Origin of the sequence: Halanaerobium saccharolyticum subsp. saccharolyticum DSM 6643 (assembly GCF_000350165.1) — a bacterium.
GTDB classification, from domain to species: domain Bacteria; phylum Bacillota; class Halanaerobiia; order Halanaerobiales; family Halanaerobiaceae; genus Halanaerobium; species Halanaerobium saccharolyticum.
In genome coordinates this window covers 97,128-113,681 of the sequence record NZ_CAUI01000015.1, presented here as the reverse complement: position 1 = coordinate 113,681, position 16,554 = coordinate 97,128, and the positions used below count along the sequence as shown (strand labels likewise).

Annotated in this window: 15 protein-coding genes; 13 read left to right on the top strand and 2 right to left on the bottom strand. The window is 32.1% G+C overall.

Annotation, left to right across the window (positions count from 1 at the left end; all coding sequences use genetic code 11):
* Nucleotides 1-7 precede the first annotated feature (7 nt).
* From HSACCH_RS05830 to pepF, 3 genes are read left to right on the top strand one after another with little or no spacing between them, the layout of a single operon-like run.
* The gene (locus tag HSACCH_RS05830; protein ID WP_005488563.1) at nucleotides 8-1,858 is read left to right on the top strand and encodes an FAD-dependent oxidoreductase; all 1,851 of its coding nucleotides are present in this window, start codon (nucleotides 8-10) and stop codon (nucleotides 1,856-1,858) included.
* Complete coding sequence (locus HSACCH_RS05825) at nucleotides 1,851-2,384, top strand: methylated-DNA--[protein]-cysteine S-methyltransferase (protein WP_005488562.1); 534 nt, start codon at nucleotides 1,851-1,853, stop codon at nucleotides 2,382-2,384. The genes HSACCH_RS05830 and HSACCH_RS05825 overlap by 8 nt, the downstream gene beginning before the upstream one ends.
* Complete coding sequence (gene pepF, locus HSACCH_RS05820; RefSeq protein WP_005488560.1) at nucleotides 2,377-4,173, top strand: oligoendopeptidase F; 1,797 nt, start codon at nucleotides 2,377-2,379, stop codon at nucleotides 4,171-4,173. The genes HSACCH_RS05825 and pepF overlap by 8 nt, the downstream gene beginning before the upstream one ends.
* Nucleotides 4,174-4,207: 34 nt before the next feature.
* On the opposite strand, the gene HSACCH_RS05815 is transcribed toward pepF, so the two are convergent.
* Entirely contained in the window at nucleotides 4,208-5,002 is a 795-nt protein-coding gene (locus HSACCH_RS05815) for an alpha/beta hydrolase (protein WP_005488558.1), read from the bottom strand.
* A 214-nt stretch (nucleotides 5,003-5,216) separates the two neighbouring features.
* On the opposite strand from HSACCH_RS05815, the gene pepV reads away from it, so the two are divergent.
* Genes pepV through HSACCH_RS05795 form a run of 4 tightly spaced genes read left to right on the top strand, consistent with a single transcriptional unit; the run spans nucleotide 5,217 to nucleotide 10,475 of the window.
* Complete coding sequence (pepV, locus tag HSACCH_RS05810; RefSeq protein ID WP_005488557.1) at nucleotides 5,217-6,626, top strand: dipeptidase PepV; 1,410 nt, start codon at nucleotides 5,217-5,219, stop codon at nucleotides 6,624-6,626.
* Complete coding sequence (locus HSACCH_RS05805) at nucleotides 6,619-7,974, top strand: M18 family aminopeptidase (protein ID WP_005488555.1); 1,356 nt, start codon at nucleotides 6,619-6,621, stop codon at nucleotides 7,972-7,974. Before pepV ends, HSACCH_RS05805 begins: the two co-directional genes overlap by 8 nt.
* A 25-nt stretch (nucleotides 7,975-7,999) precedes the next feature.
* Complete coding sequence (locus HSACCH_RS05800; RefSeq protein WP_005488554.1) at nucleotides 8,000-9,214, top strand: MalY/PatB family protein; 1,215 nt, start codon at nucleotides 8,000-8,002, stop codon at nucleotides 9,212-9,214.
* 40 nt (nucleotides 9,215-9,254) lie between these two features.
* Nucleotides 9,255-10,475, top strand: a complete 1,221-nt coding sequence (locus HSACCH_RS05795; protein ID WP_005488553.1) for a BaiN/RdsA family NAD(P)/FAD-dependent oxidoreductase — start codon at nucleotides 9,255-9,257, stop codon at nucleotides 10,473-10,475.
* A 59-nt stretch (nucleotides 10,476-10,534) separates the two neighbouring features.
* Here HSACCH_RS05795 and HSACCH_RS05790 read toward each other — a convergent pair whose 3' ends face one another.
* A complete protein-coding gene (locus HSACCH_RS05790; RefSeq protein ID WP_005488552.1) occupies nucleotides 10,535-10,888 on the bottom strand; it encodes a YlbF family regulator in 354 nt (117 codons plus the stop codon).
* Between the two features lie 118 nt (nucleotides 10,889-11,006).
* On the opposite strand from HSACCH_RS05790, the gene HSACCH_RS05785 reads away from it, so the two are divergent.
* From HSACCH_RS05785 to HSACCH_RS05760, 6 genes are all read left to right on the top strand, one after another.
* A complete protein-coding gene (locus HSACCH_RS05785) occupies nucleotides 11,007-12,194 on the top strand; it encodes an FAD-dependent oxidoreductase (RefSeq protein ID WP_040477166.1) in 1,188 nt (395 codons plus the stop codon).
* Nucleotides 12,195-12,252: 58 nt separating this feature from the next.
* The gene (locus tag HSACCH_RS05780; protein ID WP_005488549.1) at nucleotides 12,253-12,534 is read left to right on the top strand and encodes an acylphosphatase; all 282 of its coding nucleotides are present in this window, start codon (nucleotides 12,253-12,255) and stop codon (nucleotides 12,532-12,534) included.
* A 37-nt stretch (nucleotides 12,535-12,571) separates the two neighbouring features.
* Nucleotides 12,572-13,168, top strand: coding sequence for a bifunctional nicotinamidase/pyrazinamidase (pncA, locus tag HSACCH_RS05775; RefSeq protein WP_005488548.1), 597 nt, complete (start codon nucleotides 12,572-12,574; stop codon nucleotides 13,166-13,168).
* Nucleotides 13,169-13,229: 61 nt separating this feature from the next.
* Complete coding sequence (locus HSACCH_RS05770) at nucleotides 13,230-14,369, top strand: THUMP domain-containing class I SAM-dependent RNA methyltransferase (protein WP_005488547.1); 1,140 nt, start codon at nucleotides 13,230-13,232, stop codon at nucleotides 14,367-14,369.
* Nucleotides 14,370-14,379: 10 nt separating this feature from the next.
* Nucleotides 14,380-15,315, top strand: a complete 936-nt coding sequence (locus HSACCH_RS05765; RefSeq protein WP_040477164.1) for a DMT family transporter — start codon at nucleotides 14,380-14,382, stop codon at nucleotides 15,313-15,315.
* Nucleotides 15,302-16,315 carry an aspartate-semialdehyde dehydrogenase gene (locus HSACCH_RS05760; protein ID WP_005488545.1) on the top strand — a complete coding sequence of 338 codons (1,014 nt, stop codon included), beginning with the start codon at nucleotides 15,302-15,304 and terminating at the stop codon, nucleotides 16,313-16,315. Before HSACCH_RS05765 ends, HSACCH_RS05760 begins: the two co-directional genes overlap by 14 nt.
* The last annotated feature ends 239 nt before the right edge of the window (nucleotides 16,316-16,554 follow it).

Genomic DNA, 16,554 nt, shown 5'->3' with positions numbered 1-16,554 from the left:
AAATTAAATGATAAATAGAGAGAGCTTAATTTTGAATATTTCTTTATTATTAGTCTTGCTTTTATTTTTGAATTTAAATGTTTTAGCTGCTGAAAAAATAAATAGTGATTTAATAGTGTTTTCTGCTGAACCTGAAGGAGTTACAGCTGCTGTAGCTGCAGCTCGAGAGGGTAAGGATGTTACCCTGCTGATGAGCAGAGAAAAACCAGGTGGATTAATGACCTATGCTGCCTTAAATTTTTTAGATTTAAATTATGACAGCAGCTCCAGAAATATTAATCATGGAATTTTTTCAGAATGGCATCAAAAGCTTGGCTCCTCTATTTCTTTTTCCCCTCAAAAAGCAGAATCTGCATTCGAAGAAATGCTGGCTGCAGAAGAGAATATTAGAATTATTAATTCAGTTAAACTTCAGTCAGTAAAACTCAAAGATAAGTCAATTGATTACTTAAGAATCGAAAAGAATGATGAAATTTATAATTTAAGTGCTGATTATTTTATTGATGCGTCTCAGGATGGAGATCTTGCTGCAGCAGCTGGCGAAGATTATTTTATCGGTACAGCTGATATAAATCTAAAAAATAGTTGGATGGCTTCAACTCAGATATTAAAATTTTCTAATGTTGAGCCGTTGAAGCTAAAAAAAGCAGTTAGAAATAATAAATACCAAAATAGTTATTTCAAAAATGATCATGCCTGGGGATTTTCTAGTTTCGGCAAAAGTTACCAGTCTCAAAATAAAAATTTACGCTTAAGAGGTTTAAATATTGTATTTATTAATAATAATGGTGCTTATGATGCTTATATTAATGCTCTTTTGTTATTCAATGTGGATCCTCTTTCTGAAAAATCTATTGCTAAAGCTAAAAAAGAAGCAGCTGCAGAAGCGAAATTAATATTAGAATATTTAAAAAATAATTTAGAAGGTTTTAAAAATGCTAAATTAAATGATTTACCTGAAGAACTTTATCGAAGAGAGAGTAGACATTTTATAACTGAATATCAATTAAAAATTCAAGATATATTTAGACAAAAAATATTTAAAGATGCTATTACAATTGCTTCTTATCCTCTAGATTATCAAGCATCAGCTGAAGATTATCCTGGCTTTGTTTTATTTAATCCAGAGTATTATTCGATTCCTCTCAGAACCTTAATTGCCAAAAAGAATAATAATTTAATGATTGTTGGACGAAGTAGTGGTTATAGTTCGCTGGTAGCAGCTAGTGCAAGAGTTTTACCGCCGGCAATGAATACTGCTGAAGCTGCAGCTATTGCGGTTTCGGAGGCTATTGATAAAGAAAAATCTCTGTCTCAAATTGCAGAATCTGAGGCTAGTTTAAATAAAATTCGTTCAAGTTTAAATATTGACCTTGAAAAATATCCAACAGAATCTCCAATAATAGATGATTCACAACTTTTAGGAAGTTTAGAAAAACTGCTTTCTTGGGGTATTACAATTGGAGGCTATAATAATAATTTTAAATTAGAGATACCACCAACTGAAAAAGAATTTATAGCAATTATTTTAAAAATCATGCAGAAAAAAGAGGCTGAAAACCTTTATGAGTGGGTTCCTGGTAGTCTTGAGACTCTTAGTTCAAATAAAAAGCTAACTACTACTAATGCCCTCAAATTACTGCTGGCAGCAGAAAGTCAGCGTGTATTGGAAATAGAAGAAACAGATTATTTTAAAAAAGCACTGGAAATGGAATTGATACCTGATAAATTAATTGTTGTTTTAACAAAGGATAGAATAATGAGTCGTAAAGAAATGATTATTTTAGCAGCACATTATTTAGAGCGTTTTGAAACTCCATCTGACTTGAAAGATATTAGGGGTGAGTATTTTGACTAATGAAAGCAGCTATCATACATATTATCCCTCTCCAATTGGTATTTTAAAAATTAAATTTAATAAGCATTCTTTATTAAGTATTGAGTTTGATGATCATCTACGGGAAGTAAAAAACAATTGTCAAAAGAATTTTTATGATGATCCCAAAATTTTACGGATTTATAATCTGATTTTTGACCAGCTTAATCAGTATTTTTTAGGTAATAGAGCCTCGTTTGAAATTCCTCTCGAATTAGAAGGCAGCGATTTTGAACTAAAGGTCTGGAATTATTTAAAAAAAATTCCTTATGGCAAAACATTTTCTTACTCTGAAGTAGCTGCTGATATTGGACATTCAGGTGCTGCAAGAGCCGTTGGTCAGGCTAATTCTCGCAATCCAATATCAATAATAATTCCCTGCCACAGAGTAATATCAGCTGATGGTAGTATCAACGGTTATGCCGGTGGTGTTTGGAGAAAAAAATGGCTTTTAAATCATGAGAATAACAAAAGCAAAAATATAGAAAGGAAGATTTCTTTTGTCTAAAGAATTGAAAAAAAGAGAAGAAATTGATGAAAAATATAAATGGAATTTAAATGACATTTATGCTGATGATTCAAGTTTTGAATCAGAACTTGAAACTGTCTTAGAAGAGGTTAAAAACATTAAGCAATTTAAGGAAAATTTTACAGAGAATGCAGCTAAGCTGCTGGAAGCTCTAAATGAAATTATGGAAATTGAGAAAAAAACTGCAAAATTATATACTTATGCTCATATGAAATATGATCAAAACACTCAAAATGATAAATATCAAAATTATAAAAATAAAGCGATGATGTGTTATAATAAGCTTTCAAATTCTACTTCCTTTATGGTGCCAGCAATTATTCAGTTGGGAGAAGAACGGTTAGAAAAGTTTAAATCAGATAATGAAGAACTTGAATTTTATAATCATTTTTTTGATAATATTTTAAGGCAAAAAGAACATTATCTTTCTGCAGCTGAAGAAAAGATATTAGCACTGGCTGGTGAGGTCACACAGAGCTCTGAAAATATCTTCAGTATGTTAAATAATGCAGATTTAGAATTCCCATTGATTAAAGATGAAAACAATGAGGAATTACGTTTAACTCATGGTAGATATATTGATTTATTAAAAAATGAAGACCGTCGAGTTAGAGAAGATGCCTTTGAGGGCATGCATGGTGAATATGAAAAGCTAGAAAACACATTTGCAGCGGTACTTGATAGTTCAGTTAAAGGTGATGTATTTTATGCCAGGGCTAGAAAATATGATAGTGCCTTAGAATCTGCTCTGGATAATGATAATATTTCAACAGATGTTTATAATAATTTAATTGATACTGTTTCTGATAATTTAGAACCCTTACATCAATACATGGAGCTCAAAAAAGAACTGCTTAATTTAGACGAGCTTCATATTTATGATGTTTATAAACCTTTGATTGAGGATATTGAGCTTAAATTCAAATATGAAGAAACAAAAGAAATAATTAAAAATGCTGTAAAGCCTTTAGGTCAAAACTATATCGAAACAGTAGAGAAAGGATTCAACTCAGGCTGGATAGATGTTTACGAAAATAAAGGAAAGCGATCTGGAGCTTATTCCAGCGGTTGTTATGGTGTGCATCCTTATATTTTAATGAATTACACTCAAGATATCGGTAATTTATTTACTTTAATTCATGAAATGGGTCATGCAATGCACAGCTATTATTCCAATAAAAATCAGCCTTATTTATATGCTGATTACAAGATATTTGTAGCAGAAGTTGCTTCAACTTTAAATGAAAATTTGTTAATTGACTACATGTTGGAAAATGCTCAAAGCAGAGAAGAAAAACTTTATCTTTTAAATTATTATCTAGAAGGATTTAGAGGTACAGTTTATAGGCAGACAATGTTTGCTGAATTTGAGAAAATGATTCACGAGAGTGTTGAAGCAGGAGAGAGCTTAACTTCTCAGGCAATGAAAAGCATGTATAGAAAGTTAAACAAAAAATATCTTGGTAATACTTTAATAATTGATGAGAAGTTGGATTATGAGTGGGCCAGAATTCCGCATTTTTATTATAATTTCTATGTCTATAAATATGCTACTGGTTATTCGGCGGCAGCAGCACTTGCAGAAAAAATTAAGAATGAAGGTCCAGCTGCAGCAGCAAAATATTTAGAGTTCTTAAAGGCTGGGGGCAGTGATTACCCACTTAATATTTTAAAAAATGCTGGTGTTGATATGGAAAAATCTCAACCTATAGTAAATGCAGCTGCTAAGTTTAAAAACTACTTAAAACAGCTGCAGGAATTAGTCTAAAGCTTAATTATAAAAATTTAAGTATAAATTATAATTATTTATTAAAAAAATTAATTATATCTTGAGCACATCTTTTTTTCTCAAGATCATTGATTATTACATGGGATGATTTTTGATAGATCTTTTGATCTGTTAAAAATTGTCCCATATTTTCATTTAAAAATGTTTTGATTTTATTAGTTGCTACCTGTTGATCATTAGTTGATAAAATAAGTTGAGTCTCCGTTTTTATATTATCTACTGCCTGACGTGCTTTTTTGATCAGTTTATATAATTCTGCCAGTGCTTCAGTATAATAATTAAAGCTGTAGTTTTTATGAAAATCAATTTCAGCATCACTTAGATTTTCTTGATCTAGCTTAAAATTATTATCTATTTTTTTTATGAAATGTTTGATATAAGGAGTAAAAACTATATTTTTATCCTTTGTAAAAAAAGCCGGAGCAACTAATGATAATTTTTTTATCTCAAATTTAGAAGCAATTAAAGCAGCAAGCAGTCCTCCCATTGAAATTCCAGCTAGATAAATTTCTTGAAAATCATTTTTTAAATAAAGATAACTATCTACAGCTTTTCGCAGCCACTGATCTGCGTTACTATTTAAAAAATCATTAATATTAGTTCCATGCCCAGGAAGACGAGGAACATAGACTGGAAGACTTAATGTTTTATTAATTTTTTTAGCTGTATAGCTCCAGTTACTACTTTTACCACCAAAACCGTGCAGCAGCAGAACTGCTTTTTGCTGCCGCTTAGAGTCGAATCCTAATTTAATTTCTTTGGCTAGAGGATTAATTTTAGTTGAAGCATCTATTTTATTTAAATCCATTATTGATCACCCTTATCTTTTATCTAATTTTACTACAACTTTTCTTTTAATTCAAAAAAGATATGATAATCTCAGATGTTTGGCAAAGAAATTGTATTATATTTTAAATTTAGAAGTAAAAGTGATAGAATAATAGCTAGATAATTGATAAAAAAACAAATAAAAAAATAATAGGAGGTGATGGTTTAATAGTTTTTTGCTATTAAACTAAAATATGAAAGAAAAAATAATTAAAGCAGCAGAAAGTTTAAGAGATGATATGATTTTAAGCACTCAGGAATTAGTTAAAATTCCAAGTGTTGAGGCAGAAGCCGAGGGTGATTACCCTTATGGTAAAGAAGTATATAAAGCTCTGGCTAAAGCAATAGAAATTTCTGAAGCTATGGGTTTTAAAACAAAAAATATAGATAATCAGGCTGCTCATGTAGAAATGGGAGCAGGAGAGGAAATTTTGGCTCTACTCTGTCATGTTGATGTAGTGCCTGAGGGGAGTAATTGGACTTATCCTCCTTATGCAGCTGAGGTTCATGATGGGAAGATTTTTGGTCGAGGAACAATAGATGATAAAGGGCCAGCAGCAGCTGCCTTATACGCTATGAAAATTGTAAAAGATTTAGATATCAAATTAAATAAAAGAGTCAGATTAATACTGGGTACAAATGAAGAATCCGGTATGGCATCTCTAAAATATTATTTTGAAAAAGAAAAAATGCCAGAACTTGCCTTTAGCCCTGATGCAACTTTCCCTGCAATTCATGCAGAAAAAGGGATTTTAGATCTTAAGTTTACTGCTGATTTAAAGGAAACAGATAAAAACGGTTTAAAATTAGAAAAAATAAAAGGTGGAAATGCTGCCAATATGGTTCCAGATTTTGCAGAGGCAGTTATAAGTGGAATTGAAAAAGAAGAATTAGAAAAACTTCTGACTGAGATTAATTATGAGGCTGCTGATCTAAATTTAGAAGCAGATAATAATAAAATCAAATTATCATATTCAGGAATTTCAGCACACGGCAGTATGCCTGAAGATGGGAAAAATGCAATTTCTTATTTGATTAATATTTTAGCTGAACTCCCGTTTTCAAATGCTAAAGTAAAAGAATTTTTAAATTTTTATCAAAAGAAAATAGGAATTGAATATGATGGTGCTTCAATTGGTTGCAAAGATCAAGATGATGTTCCAACAGCTTTAACTTTCAACACCGGAGTAATTAAAGCTGATCAAAATAAAGTAGAATTTATAGTTAATATTCGCTATCCTGTTAAATCAACGGCTGATAAAGTTGTTTCTGATATTAAAGCTAATCTTGAAACTAAGTTAGTTAATTTAGAAATTTTAAGTGATGCCAAGCCTTTATATGTTGCAAAAGATGATCCTTTTATCCAAAAATTGATGGCTGCATATCAGGAATTTACAGGTGATAAAAGTGAACCGATAGCAATTGGAGGCGGAACTTACGCTCGTTTAGTTGATAAAGGTGTTGCCTTTGGTTTGCTTTTTCCGGGCCAGGCTGAAATAGCACATCAAAAAGATGAGTTTATTGAAATTGATAACCTGGTTAAAAGTGCAGCCATATATGCTAAGGCAATAATTGATATTGCTGGGGTGAAAGAAAATGAATAATCAAGCGGAAGAACTTGTGCAATTTCTCAATAGTTCTCCAACTGCTTTTCATGCTGCGGCTGAATTAAAAAAAGAGCTGCAGCAGGAGGGATTTAAAGAGCTTGACCCAAGCGAAAAATGGGATTTAAAAGAGGGGGAGAAATACTTTCTTAGTCGTAATAAATCAGCAGTTGTTGCCTTTATTACAGGCGATGATTTTTTAAATCAGGGTTTTAGAATAATTTCTTCACATACAGATAGCCCTGCTTTAAAAATTAAACCAGACCCTATAATCAAAAAAGACGGTTATTATTTATTAAATACTGAGATTTATGGTAGTCCTATTTTAAATACCTGGTATGATAAAGATTTATCTTTAGCAGGAAAAGTAGTTTTAAAAGATGATACTTCTTTTAGCCTGAACGAAAAATTAATTGATTTTGAAGAAAATTTAGCTGTTATACCAAATCTGGCTATTCATTTAAAAAAAGATATCAATAAAACGGGAAAGATTGATAAGAAAAAGGGTTTAAGAGCTTTAATCAGCCAGACATTAAATCTGGAAACTGCTAAAGATAATAAAGCTCAAGATAATAAAAACGAAACTGATACTCAAAATTCAGGTCAAGAAAATGAATCTTTATTGTTTAAAGACTTAATTGCGCAGTTTACTGACCACAAAAAAGAAGATATTTTAGAAGCTGAATTATATCTTTACCCAACCGAAAAAGCAGAATTTACAGGCCAAAAGAAAGAATTTGTTGCAGCAGGATGTCAGGATAATTTATCAATGGTACATTCAACCTTAAAAGCTCTGCTTGCTTCAGAGGCTAAACCATGGACTCAGATGGCTGTTTTCTATGATAACGAAGAAATAGGCAGCACTACACCTCAGGGCGCAGATTCTCCCTTTGCAGGAAACATAATAAAGAGAATAATTTATAATTTAAATGCACAAAAAGAAGATTATTATAGTATTATTGAAAAATCATTTCTATTATCTGCTGATATGGCTCATGCTCTGCATCCAAATTTCAGTGAAGAATATGATAAAAAAAATAGACCTGTCTTAAATAAGGGGCCGGTTATTAAATATAATGCTAATTTAAAATATACTACTAATGCTTCAACTGCAGCAGTTTTAATTGATTTAATGGAAAAAAATAATATTTCGTATCAATATTATACTAATCGAAGTGATAAAAAAGGTGGCTCTACTATTGGACCTATTGCAGCTACCCAGCTTGGAATTAAGAGTATGGATTTAGGCAGTCCACTGCTGGCTATGCATTCGACTAGAGAATTAGGTGGCAGTTCAGACCACGCTGAAATGATTAAAGTAATGTCTTTATTTTATCAAGAAAACTAGTATTTTTTGTCAGGGAGGAAGTAAAATGTCAAAATTAAAATTTTCAAATTTAGAAAATAGAGTCAACACAATGTCTGCCAAATGGGATAAAAGAAAAGAAATTTTTAATAATGAAAATATATTACCAATGTGGGTGGCGGATTCTGATTGGCAAACAGCTCCTGCTGTTAAAGAAAGCCTTTTAAAAAGAGCTGAAGCCGGTATTTTTGGCTATAGTTTTGCTGATCAAAGTGTTAAGCAGGCAGTGGAAAATTGGCTCAAAAAAAGATTTGATTTAAAAATAGAAAAAGATTGGTTGATTTTTGATACAGGTGTGGTACCGGCAATTAACTTTACGCTCAAGGCAATAACTGAAGAAAATGATGCAGTTATTATTCAGCCCCCGGTTTATAAACCATTTTTTACGGCTGTCAAAAATAATGACTGCAAGTTAATAGAAAATGAATTAATAAATAAAGATGGGCATTATAAAATGGATTTAGCAGGATTAGAAAGTCAGATAAAAGAATCTCAAAAACAGGGTAACCCAGTTAAGGCGATGATTTTTTGCAGTCCTCACAATCCAGTTGGCAGAGTTTGGGACCAAGCTGAACTACTGGAACTGCTGCGTCTATTAAAAAAAGAAGATATTTTTCTTTTGAGTGATGAAATACATTCTGATTTAGTTTATCCTGGATATGAACATCATCCGATCTTAAAATTACTTTTTAAAAGAGATGAATTTAGTGATTATCGAAAAAAGCTAATTACTTTTATGGCTGCCAGTAAAACTTTCAATATAGCAGGCTTACATACTTCATACACCATTATTGAATCAAAAGAGCTTCGCGCTGCTTATAACCAGGCAAAAGAAGGCTTTGGTACCGGAAACAGCCCCTTTGGTCTTTTAGCATTAAAAAGTGCTTATAATAATGGAGAAGAATGGCTTCAAAAACAGCTTGAATATTTAGAGGGAAATTACAATTATTTAAGAGAATATCTTGCAGCTGAAATTCCTCAAATTAAACTAACACAAGCAGAGGGTACATATTTAGTCTGGTTGGACTTCAGTCAGCTGGGTTTTGGAAGTGATGAGCAGCTGATAGAATTTATGAATCAAAAGGCTGAAGTTGGTCTTAATCCAGGACGCTGGTTTGGAGATGCTGGCTCAATGTATATGCGTTTAAATTTAGCCTGTCCTCGTAAAAGATTAAAAGAGGGTTTAACAAGAATAAAGAATGCTGTTAAAAAAGAATTATAATATATTATAGTTTAGGCTTTAGAGGAAAGGAAGTTCTATTTTGACTAAAGTAGTTGTTATTGGTGGTGGACCAGCAGGGATGATGGCATCTCTGCAGGCTGCTAAAAATGGAAATAAAGTGATTTTAATTGATAAAAATAAAAATCTGGGTAAAAAATTATTAATTACCGGTAAGGGGCGCTGCAATTTAACAAATTATTCTGATTTAAATCAACACCTAAATAATATTATTGATAACCCAGAATTTATGTACAGTTCTTTAGGTGAATTTGATGCTTATCGACTTTATTATTTTTTTGAAGGACTTGGCTTACCACTAAAAATCGAAAGAGGAGATCGGGTTTTTCCAAAATCAAATCGATCACAAGATGTATTAAAAGTACTACAAAAAGAATTATTCAAACATAATGTTGAAATAATTCAGGATCAAGTAGTAGAAATTTTGACTGAGAAGAATAAAGCTGTAGGAGTTAAATTAAAATATCAGGGTCAGCTCAAAGCGGCTAAAATAATATTAGCAGCTGGAGGCAGTGCTTATCCTCAAACCGGTTCTGATGGCAGTGGTTTTCAACTTGCTCAAAATTTAGGTCATCAAATTATAGAACCGGAACCGGGACTATGTGGATTAGAAACCAAAGAAGATTGGATATATCAGGCAGAAGGCTTAAAATTAAAATATGTAGATTTAAAATTATTAAAAGAGGAAAAAGAGGTTTACAGTGAATTTGGAGATTTAGAAATCAGAAATAATTATTTAGATGGACCTTTGATAATTTCTGCATCAATGTTTATAGATTCAGATCCTAAAGCTTATCAAATAGAGATTGACTTAAAGCCTGCTCTTGACTATCAGAGTTTAGATAGAAGAATTTTAAGAGATTTTGAGAAGTACAGCAATAAATATTTTGGTAATAGTTTGGATGACTTGTTACCCCAAAAGATGATTCCAATCATTTTAGAATTATCGTCTATAGATTACCAAAAAACAGTAAACCAGATTACTGCAGCTGAAAGGGAAGAGTTGATACACTTATTAAAGGGTTTGAAATTGAATATAAGAGCTAAAAAAGGTTTTGAAAGAGCAATCGTTACCAGAGGTGGAGTTAATACAGAAGAAATTAATCCTAAGACTTTGGAATCAAAACTAGTGGAAGATTTATATTTTGCAGGAGAAGTAATAGATTTAGCAGCAATGACAGGGGGCTATAATTTACAGATTGCTTTTTCCACGGGCTATAAAGCCGGGAATAATGTAAATTAAAAAGCAAAGAACCGCAGCCAGCTGACTGCGGTTCTGTTCAAATTCAATTATATTATTAATTACTCAGCGTCTTCAGCTTGTTCTTCACCCTGAAGTTTCTGTGTGATTACCTGGTTTACAGAATTCATTAACTGATTAAAATGATTCTGAGCTTCATAGAATTCAGAAATCTTATCATTTTTCTTCATTTTTTGTTCCATTACCTGTAATTCCTGCTTTTGCTCATCACTCATTTGCTGACCATTCTTCTGCATCATTTGTGCCTGCTGATACTTAGCATTAAGTTCATCCAGCATTGTTTTTGCATCTTCATCTTCAACCATTGTTTCTTCTTTTTCTTTTAGTTCTTGAAATTCTTGTGATTCAACAATTGCTTCTGCAAGGTCTTCCGCATATTCCATAACTGTTGCCATTTAATTTCACCTCAATTAAAGTATTTGAATTTATTTTGTTTTCTAATAACCATATTTATATTAACATTCACTAGTACTTATGTCAAATAAGAATATAAAATTATAGGGGGAATTTATGATGTCTAAAGAACTAAAAATTGAAGTATATTCTAAAGAATGGTGTCCATATTGTAAAAAGGCTAAAGCTTTTTTAAAGAGTAAGGGTTTAAAATTTGAAGAAATCAATATTGAAGAAGGAGATAATTATGAGGTAATGAAAGAAAGAACTAATGGAAAAACAGTACCTCAAATAATTATTAATGATCAGAGTCTTGGGGGATATGATGATCTTATAGACCTGGAAAAAAATGGTGAATTCAACAAATTAATTGGTAGAGAAGCAAAAGATTTATCTATTAAAGAATGGGAACTTGTAATCTTAGGTGCAGGTCCTGCTGCTTTAAATGCTGCTCTTTATGCTGCTCGTAAAGGAATCGATCTGCTTTTATTAACTAAAGATATAGGAGGTCAGGTAATTACTACTAACGAAATTGATAATTATCTTGGCAAGGCTGATACTACTGGAGCTAATCTAATTTATGATTTTTGGGATCATATAGCTAAATATGATGTAGAAACAGTTATCGGGGAAGAGGCAGTAGGAATTGAGGATCAAGGTCAGAAAAAGGTAATAAAGACCGACAACGGCAAAGAATATTTAACTGAATCAGTAATTATAGCAACTGGAGCTCAAAAACGTCATCTCGGTATGAAACAGGAATATGTTTTAACTGGTAAAGGAGTTCATTACTGTGCCAGTTGTGATGCTTTCCTATATAAAGGTCAGCCAGTGGCTGTAGTTGGTGGAGGAAATTCTGGTCTAGAAGCTGCTTTAGATCTAGCTAATATTGGCTGTGAAGTTGATTTATTAGAGATTCAGGATAAGTTAATGGGAGACGAATATCTACAGGAAAGAATAAAGAAAAATGAAAGTATAACTGTTCATACTTCAACTACTGTTGATCAAATAATTGGTGAGGACAAACTGGAGTCAATTATAATTAAAGATGTAATTGATGATAAATCTGAGGAACTAGATATTAATGGTTTATTCATCGAAATTGGTTTGATTGCAAATAGTGATTTTGCTCAAAATATACTAAAGACAAATAAACAAAAAGAAATTTTAATCAATGAAAAAAATGAAACTGGAGTCGAAGGAATTTGGGCTGCCGGTGATGTTACAGATATTATTGATAAGCAGATTATTATTTCAGCTGCTGAGGGAGCTAAAGCAGCACTAAGGGTAAATCAATATTTAGACTAATAATTTGCCACAGATTATAATCCTATGTATAATGTAATCAAATGGAGGTGTAAATAAGATGGCTGCAGAAGAAGTACAGAAGCACATCTTTATATCCGGAAAAGTGCAGGGAGTAGGTTTTAGAGCTTTTATTCGAAGAGAGGCAGCTGTTTTAAATTTAAAAGGCTGGGCTAAGAATTTAGTTGATGGTAGAGTTGAAGTGGTACTTCAGGGGGAAAAAAATAAAATAGCTCAAATGTTAGAAAAACTTAAAGAAGGGCCTTCTTATGCCAGGGTTGATAATTTAAAGGTTAATGAAGAAGAACTAGGAGATTATAGTGATTTTAAAATAAAATTTTAATTGTTTGATATTAATCTTATATAAAGAGGTGATAATTATGGCTAAAGCCTTAATTGCTGTAGATTTACAGAATGATTTTTATGAAGAAGGTGCTTTAGCTGTTCCAAATGCATCCGAAATTAATGAAAAAGTTAATGAACTGTTAGAATCTGATAAATATAAGGTAATTGTTGCTTCACAGGATTGGCATCCTGCCTCACATTTAAGTTTTGCCTCTAATCATAATCAAGAACCCTTCACTCCTTACAGCGATGACCAGGGTTTAGGGCCTGTTTTATGGCCAGACCACTGTGTTGAACTAACTGAAGGAGCAGAATTTAATTCAGAAATAAAGACAAAACACTTTGATTATATACTGCGCAAGGGTAAAGCTGAAGCAGTAGATAGTTATTCAGCTTTTCAGGATAATGATGGTACTGATTTAGGATTAGCAGGTTTGCTAAGATCTCTGGAAATTGAAGAAGTTGATATAGTAGGCCTTGCCTTTGATTACTGTGTTAAATATACTGCCTTAGATAGTGCTAAAAACGGATTTGAAACTAATGTTATCCTGGCTGGTACAAATGCAGTTAACCCAGATCAGGTTGACCAGATAAAGGCAGACTTAAAAGATGTGGGAGTTAAATTTAAATAAAAGCTGAATAAAAGCTAAATAAAAGATAAATAGAAGTAGTAAATAAAAGGAGAGAATTTTTTTGGATAAAATAGAATTGATGGCAACCAGCACCTTTGGGATGGAAGCATTAGTTAAAAAAGAAATAAACGATTTGGGGTATGAAATCACTGAGGTAAAAAATGGAAGAATTACTTTTATCGGTGATCTGCAGGCAATTGCTAGAGCTAATCTCTGGCTCCGAACAGCTGAGAGAGTTTTAGTTAAAATAGGAGATTTTGAAGCTAGAGACTTTGACCAACTTTATGATGGAGTTAAAGATTTAAACTGGTCTCAGTGGCTGCCAGAAAATGCAGAGTTTCCTGTTAGTGCTAAATCAATCAGCTCTAAATTAAACAGTGTTCCTACCTGTCAGTCAGTTACAAAAAAAGCTATAGTTGACTCTATGAAAGAAGACTATGGAACAGATTGGTTTGATGAAGATGGCCCACTTTACCCAATCGAACTTGCCTTATATAAGGATCGGGCTATTTTAACAATTGACAGTTCTGGAACCGGCCTTCACAAAAGAGGTTATAGAGAATTATCTGTTACTGCGCCTATTCAAGAAACTATTGCCGCAGGGATGGTTTATTTAAGCCGCTGGGATCAGGATAGAATCTTAATTGATCCCTTCTGTGGCTCAGGTACTATTTTAATTGAAGCTGCTATGATGGCAAAAAATCAGGCTCCAGGTTTAAAGAGGAAATTTAATTCCGAAAAATGGCCTATATTTGATGATTTTGAATGGCCCCGGGCTAGGGTTGAAGCTAAAAAAGCTAAAAAGATAAATGTGGAGCCCCGTTTAATAATGGGATATGATTATGATCCGGAAGTAATTAGTATTGCTCGCTATCACGCTCAGCAGGCCGGAGTTGATGATATAATTCATTTTCAGGAACAAGAGTTTAAAGATTTTTCAACTAATCGTAAATACGGTTATATTATAACTAACCCACCTTATGGTGAAAGAATGGGCGAAAAAGAAGAAGTAGAAGAATTATATAAATTGATGGGAGAAAAGTTTTTAGAGCTTGAAACCTGGTCTTACTATATAATTACATCTCATTCCAAATTTGAAAAAATATTTGGGAAAGAGGCAAGTAAAAGAAGAAAATTATATAATGGTGGGGTAGAGACTCAATACTATCAGTATTATGGTCCCTGGCCTCCAAAGAATTGAGTGAGTGAGGATGCTTAAATATAAAAAGTATTTTCCTTATCTGGCTGGATTAGTATTTAGCTCAATATTTGGTTTTTCATTTTTACTTACCAAGGAGGGATTGGAGTTAATGACTCCTTTCCACTTACTTGGTTTTCGTTTTGCAATTGCATTTCTTTCCTTGAGTATCTTAAGAATTATTGGTATAATAAATATCAATTTAAAAGGGAAAAATTTAAAAAAGCTCTTTCTTTTAGCATTATTTCAACCGGGAATTTATTTTATTTGTGAGACTACAGGCATGTTATATACAACATCTTCAGAAGCGGGGATGATGATAGCATTAATACCTGTAGCTGTTACAATACTTGCAGCGATAATTTTAAATGAAAGGCCAACCTTTTTGCAGAGTGTTTTTGTTGCTCTATCAGTTGGAGGAGTCTTTTTTATTATTTTTAATAGAGGTGCATCCCCGATTGAAGGTAATTATTTAGGTCTGCTTTTATTAGGAGGCGCAGTAATTGCAGCTGGGTTTTATAACATAATTTCAAGACAGCTTTCTTTAGAGTTTAGCCCAGTAGAAATTACATATGTGATGATGGGCTTTGGTGCTTTCTTATTTAATTTAATCGCAATTTATGAAAAAAACTTTAATTTAACAAGTTATTTTAGTTTGTTATCAAACAAAGATGTTATGATATCTGTAATTTATTTAGGAGTTTTATCATCGGTAGTAGCTTTTTTTATGATGAATTATACCCTGTCTAAAATTACAGCAGCAGAATCAGCTGTATTTGCAAATTTAACTACAGTTGTTTCCATAGTAGCTGGAGTAGTTTTAAGAAATGAACCATTTTTTAAATTTCAAGTAGTTGGAGCAGTCTTAATAATCATTGGTGTCTGGGGAACAAATTACTTTGGACGCCCTGTAGTTGAGAAAGGAGAAGAAATTTATGAAAAAGTATAATGTAGCAGTGGTAGGTGCAACAGGTTTAGTAGGTAGAGAGATGTTAAAAACTTTAAGCCAGAGGGATTTTCCAATTAATGAACTAAAGGTGATTGCCTCTGAACGTTCAGAAGGCAAGAAAATTCAATTTGAAGATAGAGAGTTAACTGTTGAAACTGTAAAAGAAGGTACTTTTGAGGGCATAGATATTGCACTTTTTTCTGCAGGTAGTGGAGTTTCTAAAAAAATAGCGCCTCAGGTTAAAAGCGCTGGGGGAATAGTAATTGATAACAGTAATGCTTTTAGAATGGATTCTGATGCCCCTTTAGTAGTACCCGAGGTAAATGGAGAGGATTTAAAAAATCACAAACAGATTATAGCTAATCCTAACTGTTCAACTATTCAAATGGTAATGCTATTAAAACCCCTTGCTGTTAAATATGGTTTAAAAAGATTGGTAATTAATACTTATCAGGCTGTATCAGGAGCAGGGAAAAAGGCAGTTGACGAATTAATAGAACAGACAAAGTCTTATTTAAATAAGGAAGAAATAAAAAATGATAATTTCAATCATCAGATTGCCTTTAATGCGATTCCACAGATTGATATCTTTTTAGATAATGATTACACTAAAGAAGAAATGAAAATGATCAATGAGACTCATAAAATACTACATAATCCTGAACTGCCGGTTACAGCAACCTGTGTTCGGATACCAGTAATTTTTGGTCATGGTGAATCTTTAAATATTGAATTAAACAGTAATTTTAAGATAGAAGATATTAAGGAACTATTTGCGCAGACTGAAAATGTATCAGTGATAGATGATCCAGCTGCAGAAAAATATCCGCTGCAGATTGATACTGAAAATAATGATGATGTATTAGTAGGTAGAATAAGAAGAGATAATTCTGTAGAAAGTGGTATTAATCTCTGGCTGACTGCTAATAACTTACGTAAGGGTGCTGCTTTAAATGCAGTCCAGATTGCAGAATATTTAATAGAAAATGATTTAGTCTAAAAATTATAAAAGCTTAATTCTGCTTGTTTTTTATTTCAATACTATGTATAATAGTATTAACGATTTGGACGGGTTTCTTAATTTTTTAATTTTACAGGTAGAATTAAGCAATTTTTTTATGTCAAAATTTTAGTTAAATTGATAGATTAAATTAGTTTTAAGTAAGTCTAATAAGACAAATGATAATCAAAGAATATGAAAAGTGATGAATTAAGTTTTGTTTTAAAATACTATGGAGG

Excerpts from the sequence above, each read along its gene's own strand:
- HSACCH_RS05830 (WP_005488563.1), top strand. The coding sequence starts at position 8 with ATGATAAATAGAGAGAGCTTAATTTTGAATATTTCTTTATTATTAGTC.
- HSACCH_RS05815 (WP_005488558.1), bottom strand. The coding sequence starts at position 5,002 with ATGGATTTAAATAAAATAGATGCTTCAACTAAAATTAATCCTCTAGCC.
- pepV (WP_005488557.1), top strand. The coding sequence starts at position 5,217 with ATGAAAGAAAAAATAATTAAAGCAGCAGAAAGTTTAAGAGATGATATG.
- HSACCH_RS05805 (WP_005488555.1), top strand. The coding sequence starts at position 6,619 with ATGAATAATCAAGCGGAAGAACTTGTGCAATTTCTCAATAGTTCTCCA.
- HSACCH_RS05800 (WP_005488554.1), top strand. The coding sequence starts at position 8,000 with ATGTCAAAATTAAAATTTTCAAATTTAGAAAATAGAGTCAACACAATG.
- HSACCH_RS05790 (WP_005488552.1), bottom strand. The coding sequence starts at position 10,888 with ATGGCAACAGTTATGGAATATGCGGAAGACCTTGCAGAAGCAATTGTT.
- HSACCH_RS05785 (WP_040477166.1), top strand. The coding sequence starts at position 11,007 with ATGTCTAAAGAACTAAAAATTGAAGTATATTCTAAAGAATGGTGTCCA.
- HSACCH_RS05780 (WP_005488549.1), top strand. The coding sequence starts at position 12,253 with ATGGCTGCAGAAGAAGTACAGAAGCACATCTTTATATCCGGAAAAGTG.
- pncA (WP_005488548.1), top strand. The coding sequence starts at position 12,572 with ATGGCTAAAGCCTTAATTGCTGTAGATTTACAGAATGATTTTTATGAA.
- HSACCH_RS05765 (WP_040477164.1), top strand. The coding sequence starts at position 14,380 with ATGCTTAAATATAAAAAGTATTTTCCTTATCTGGCTGGATTAGTATTT.
- HSACCH_RS05760 (WP_005488545.1), top strand. The coding sequence starts at position 15,302 with ATGAAAAAGTATAATGTAGCAGTGGTAGGTGCAACAGGTTTAGTAGGT.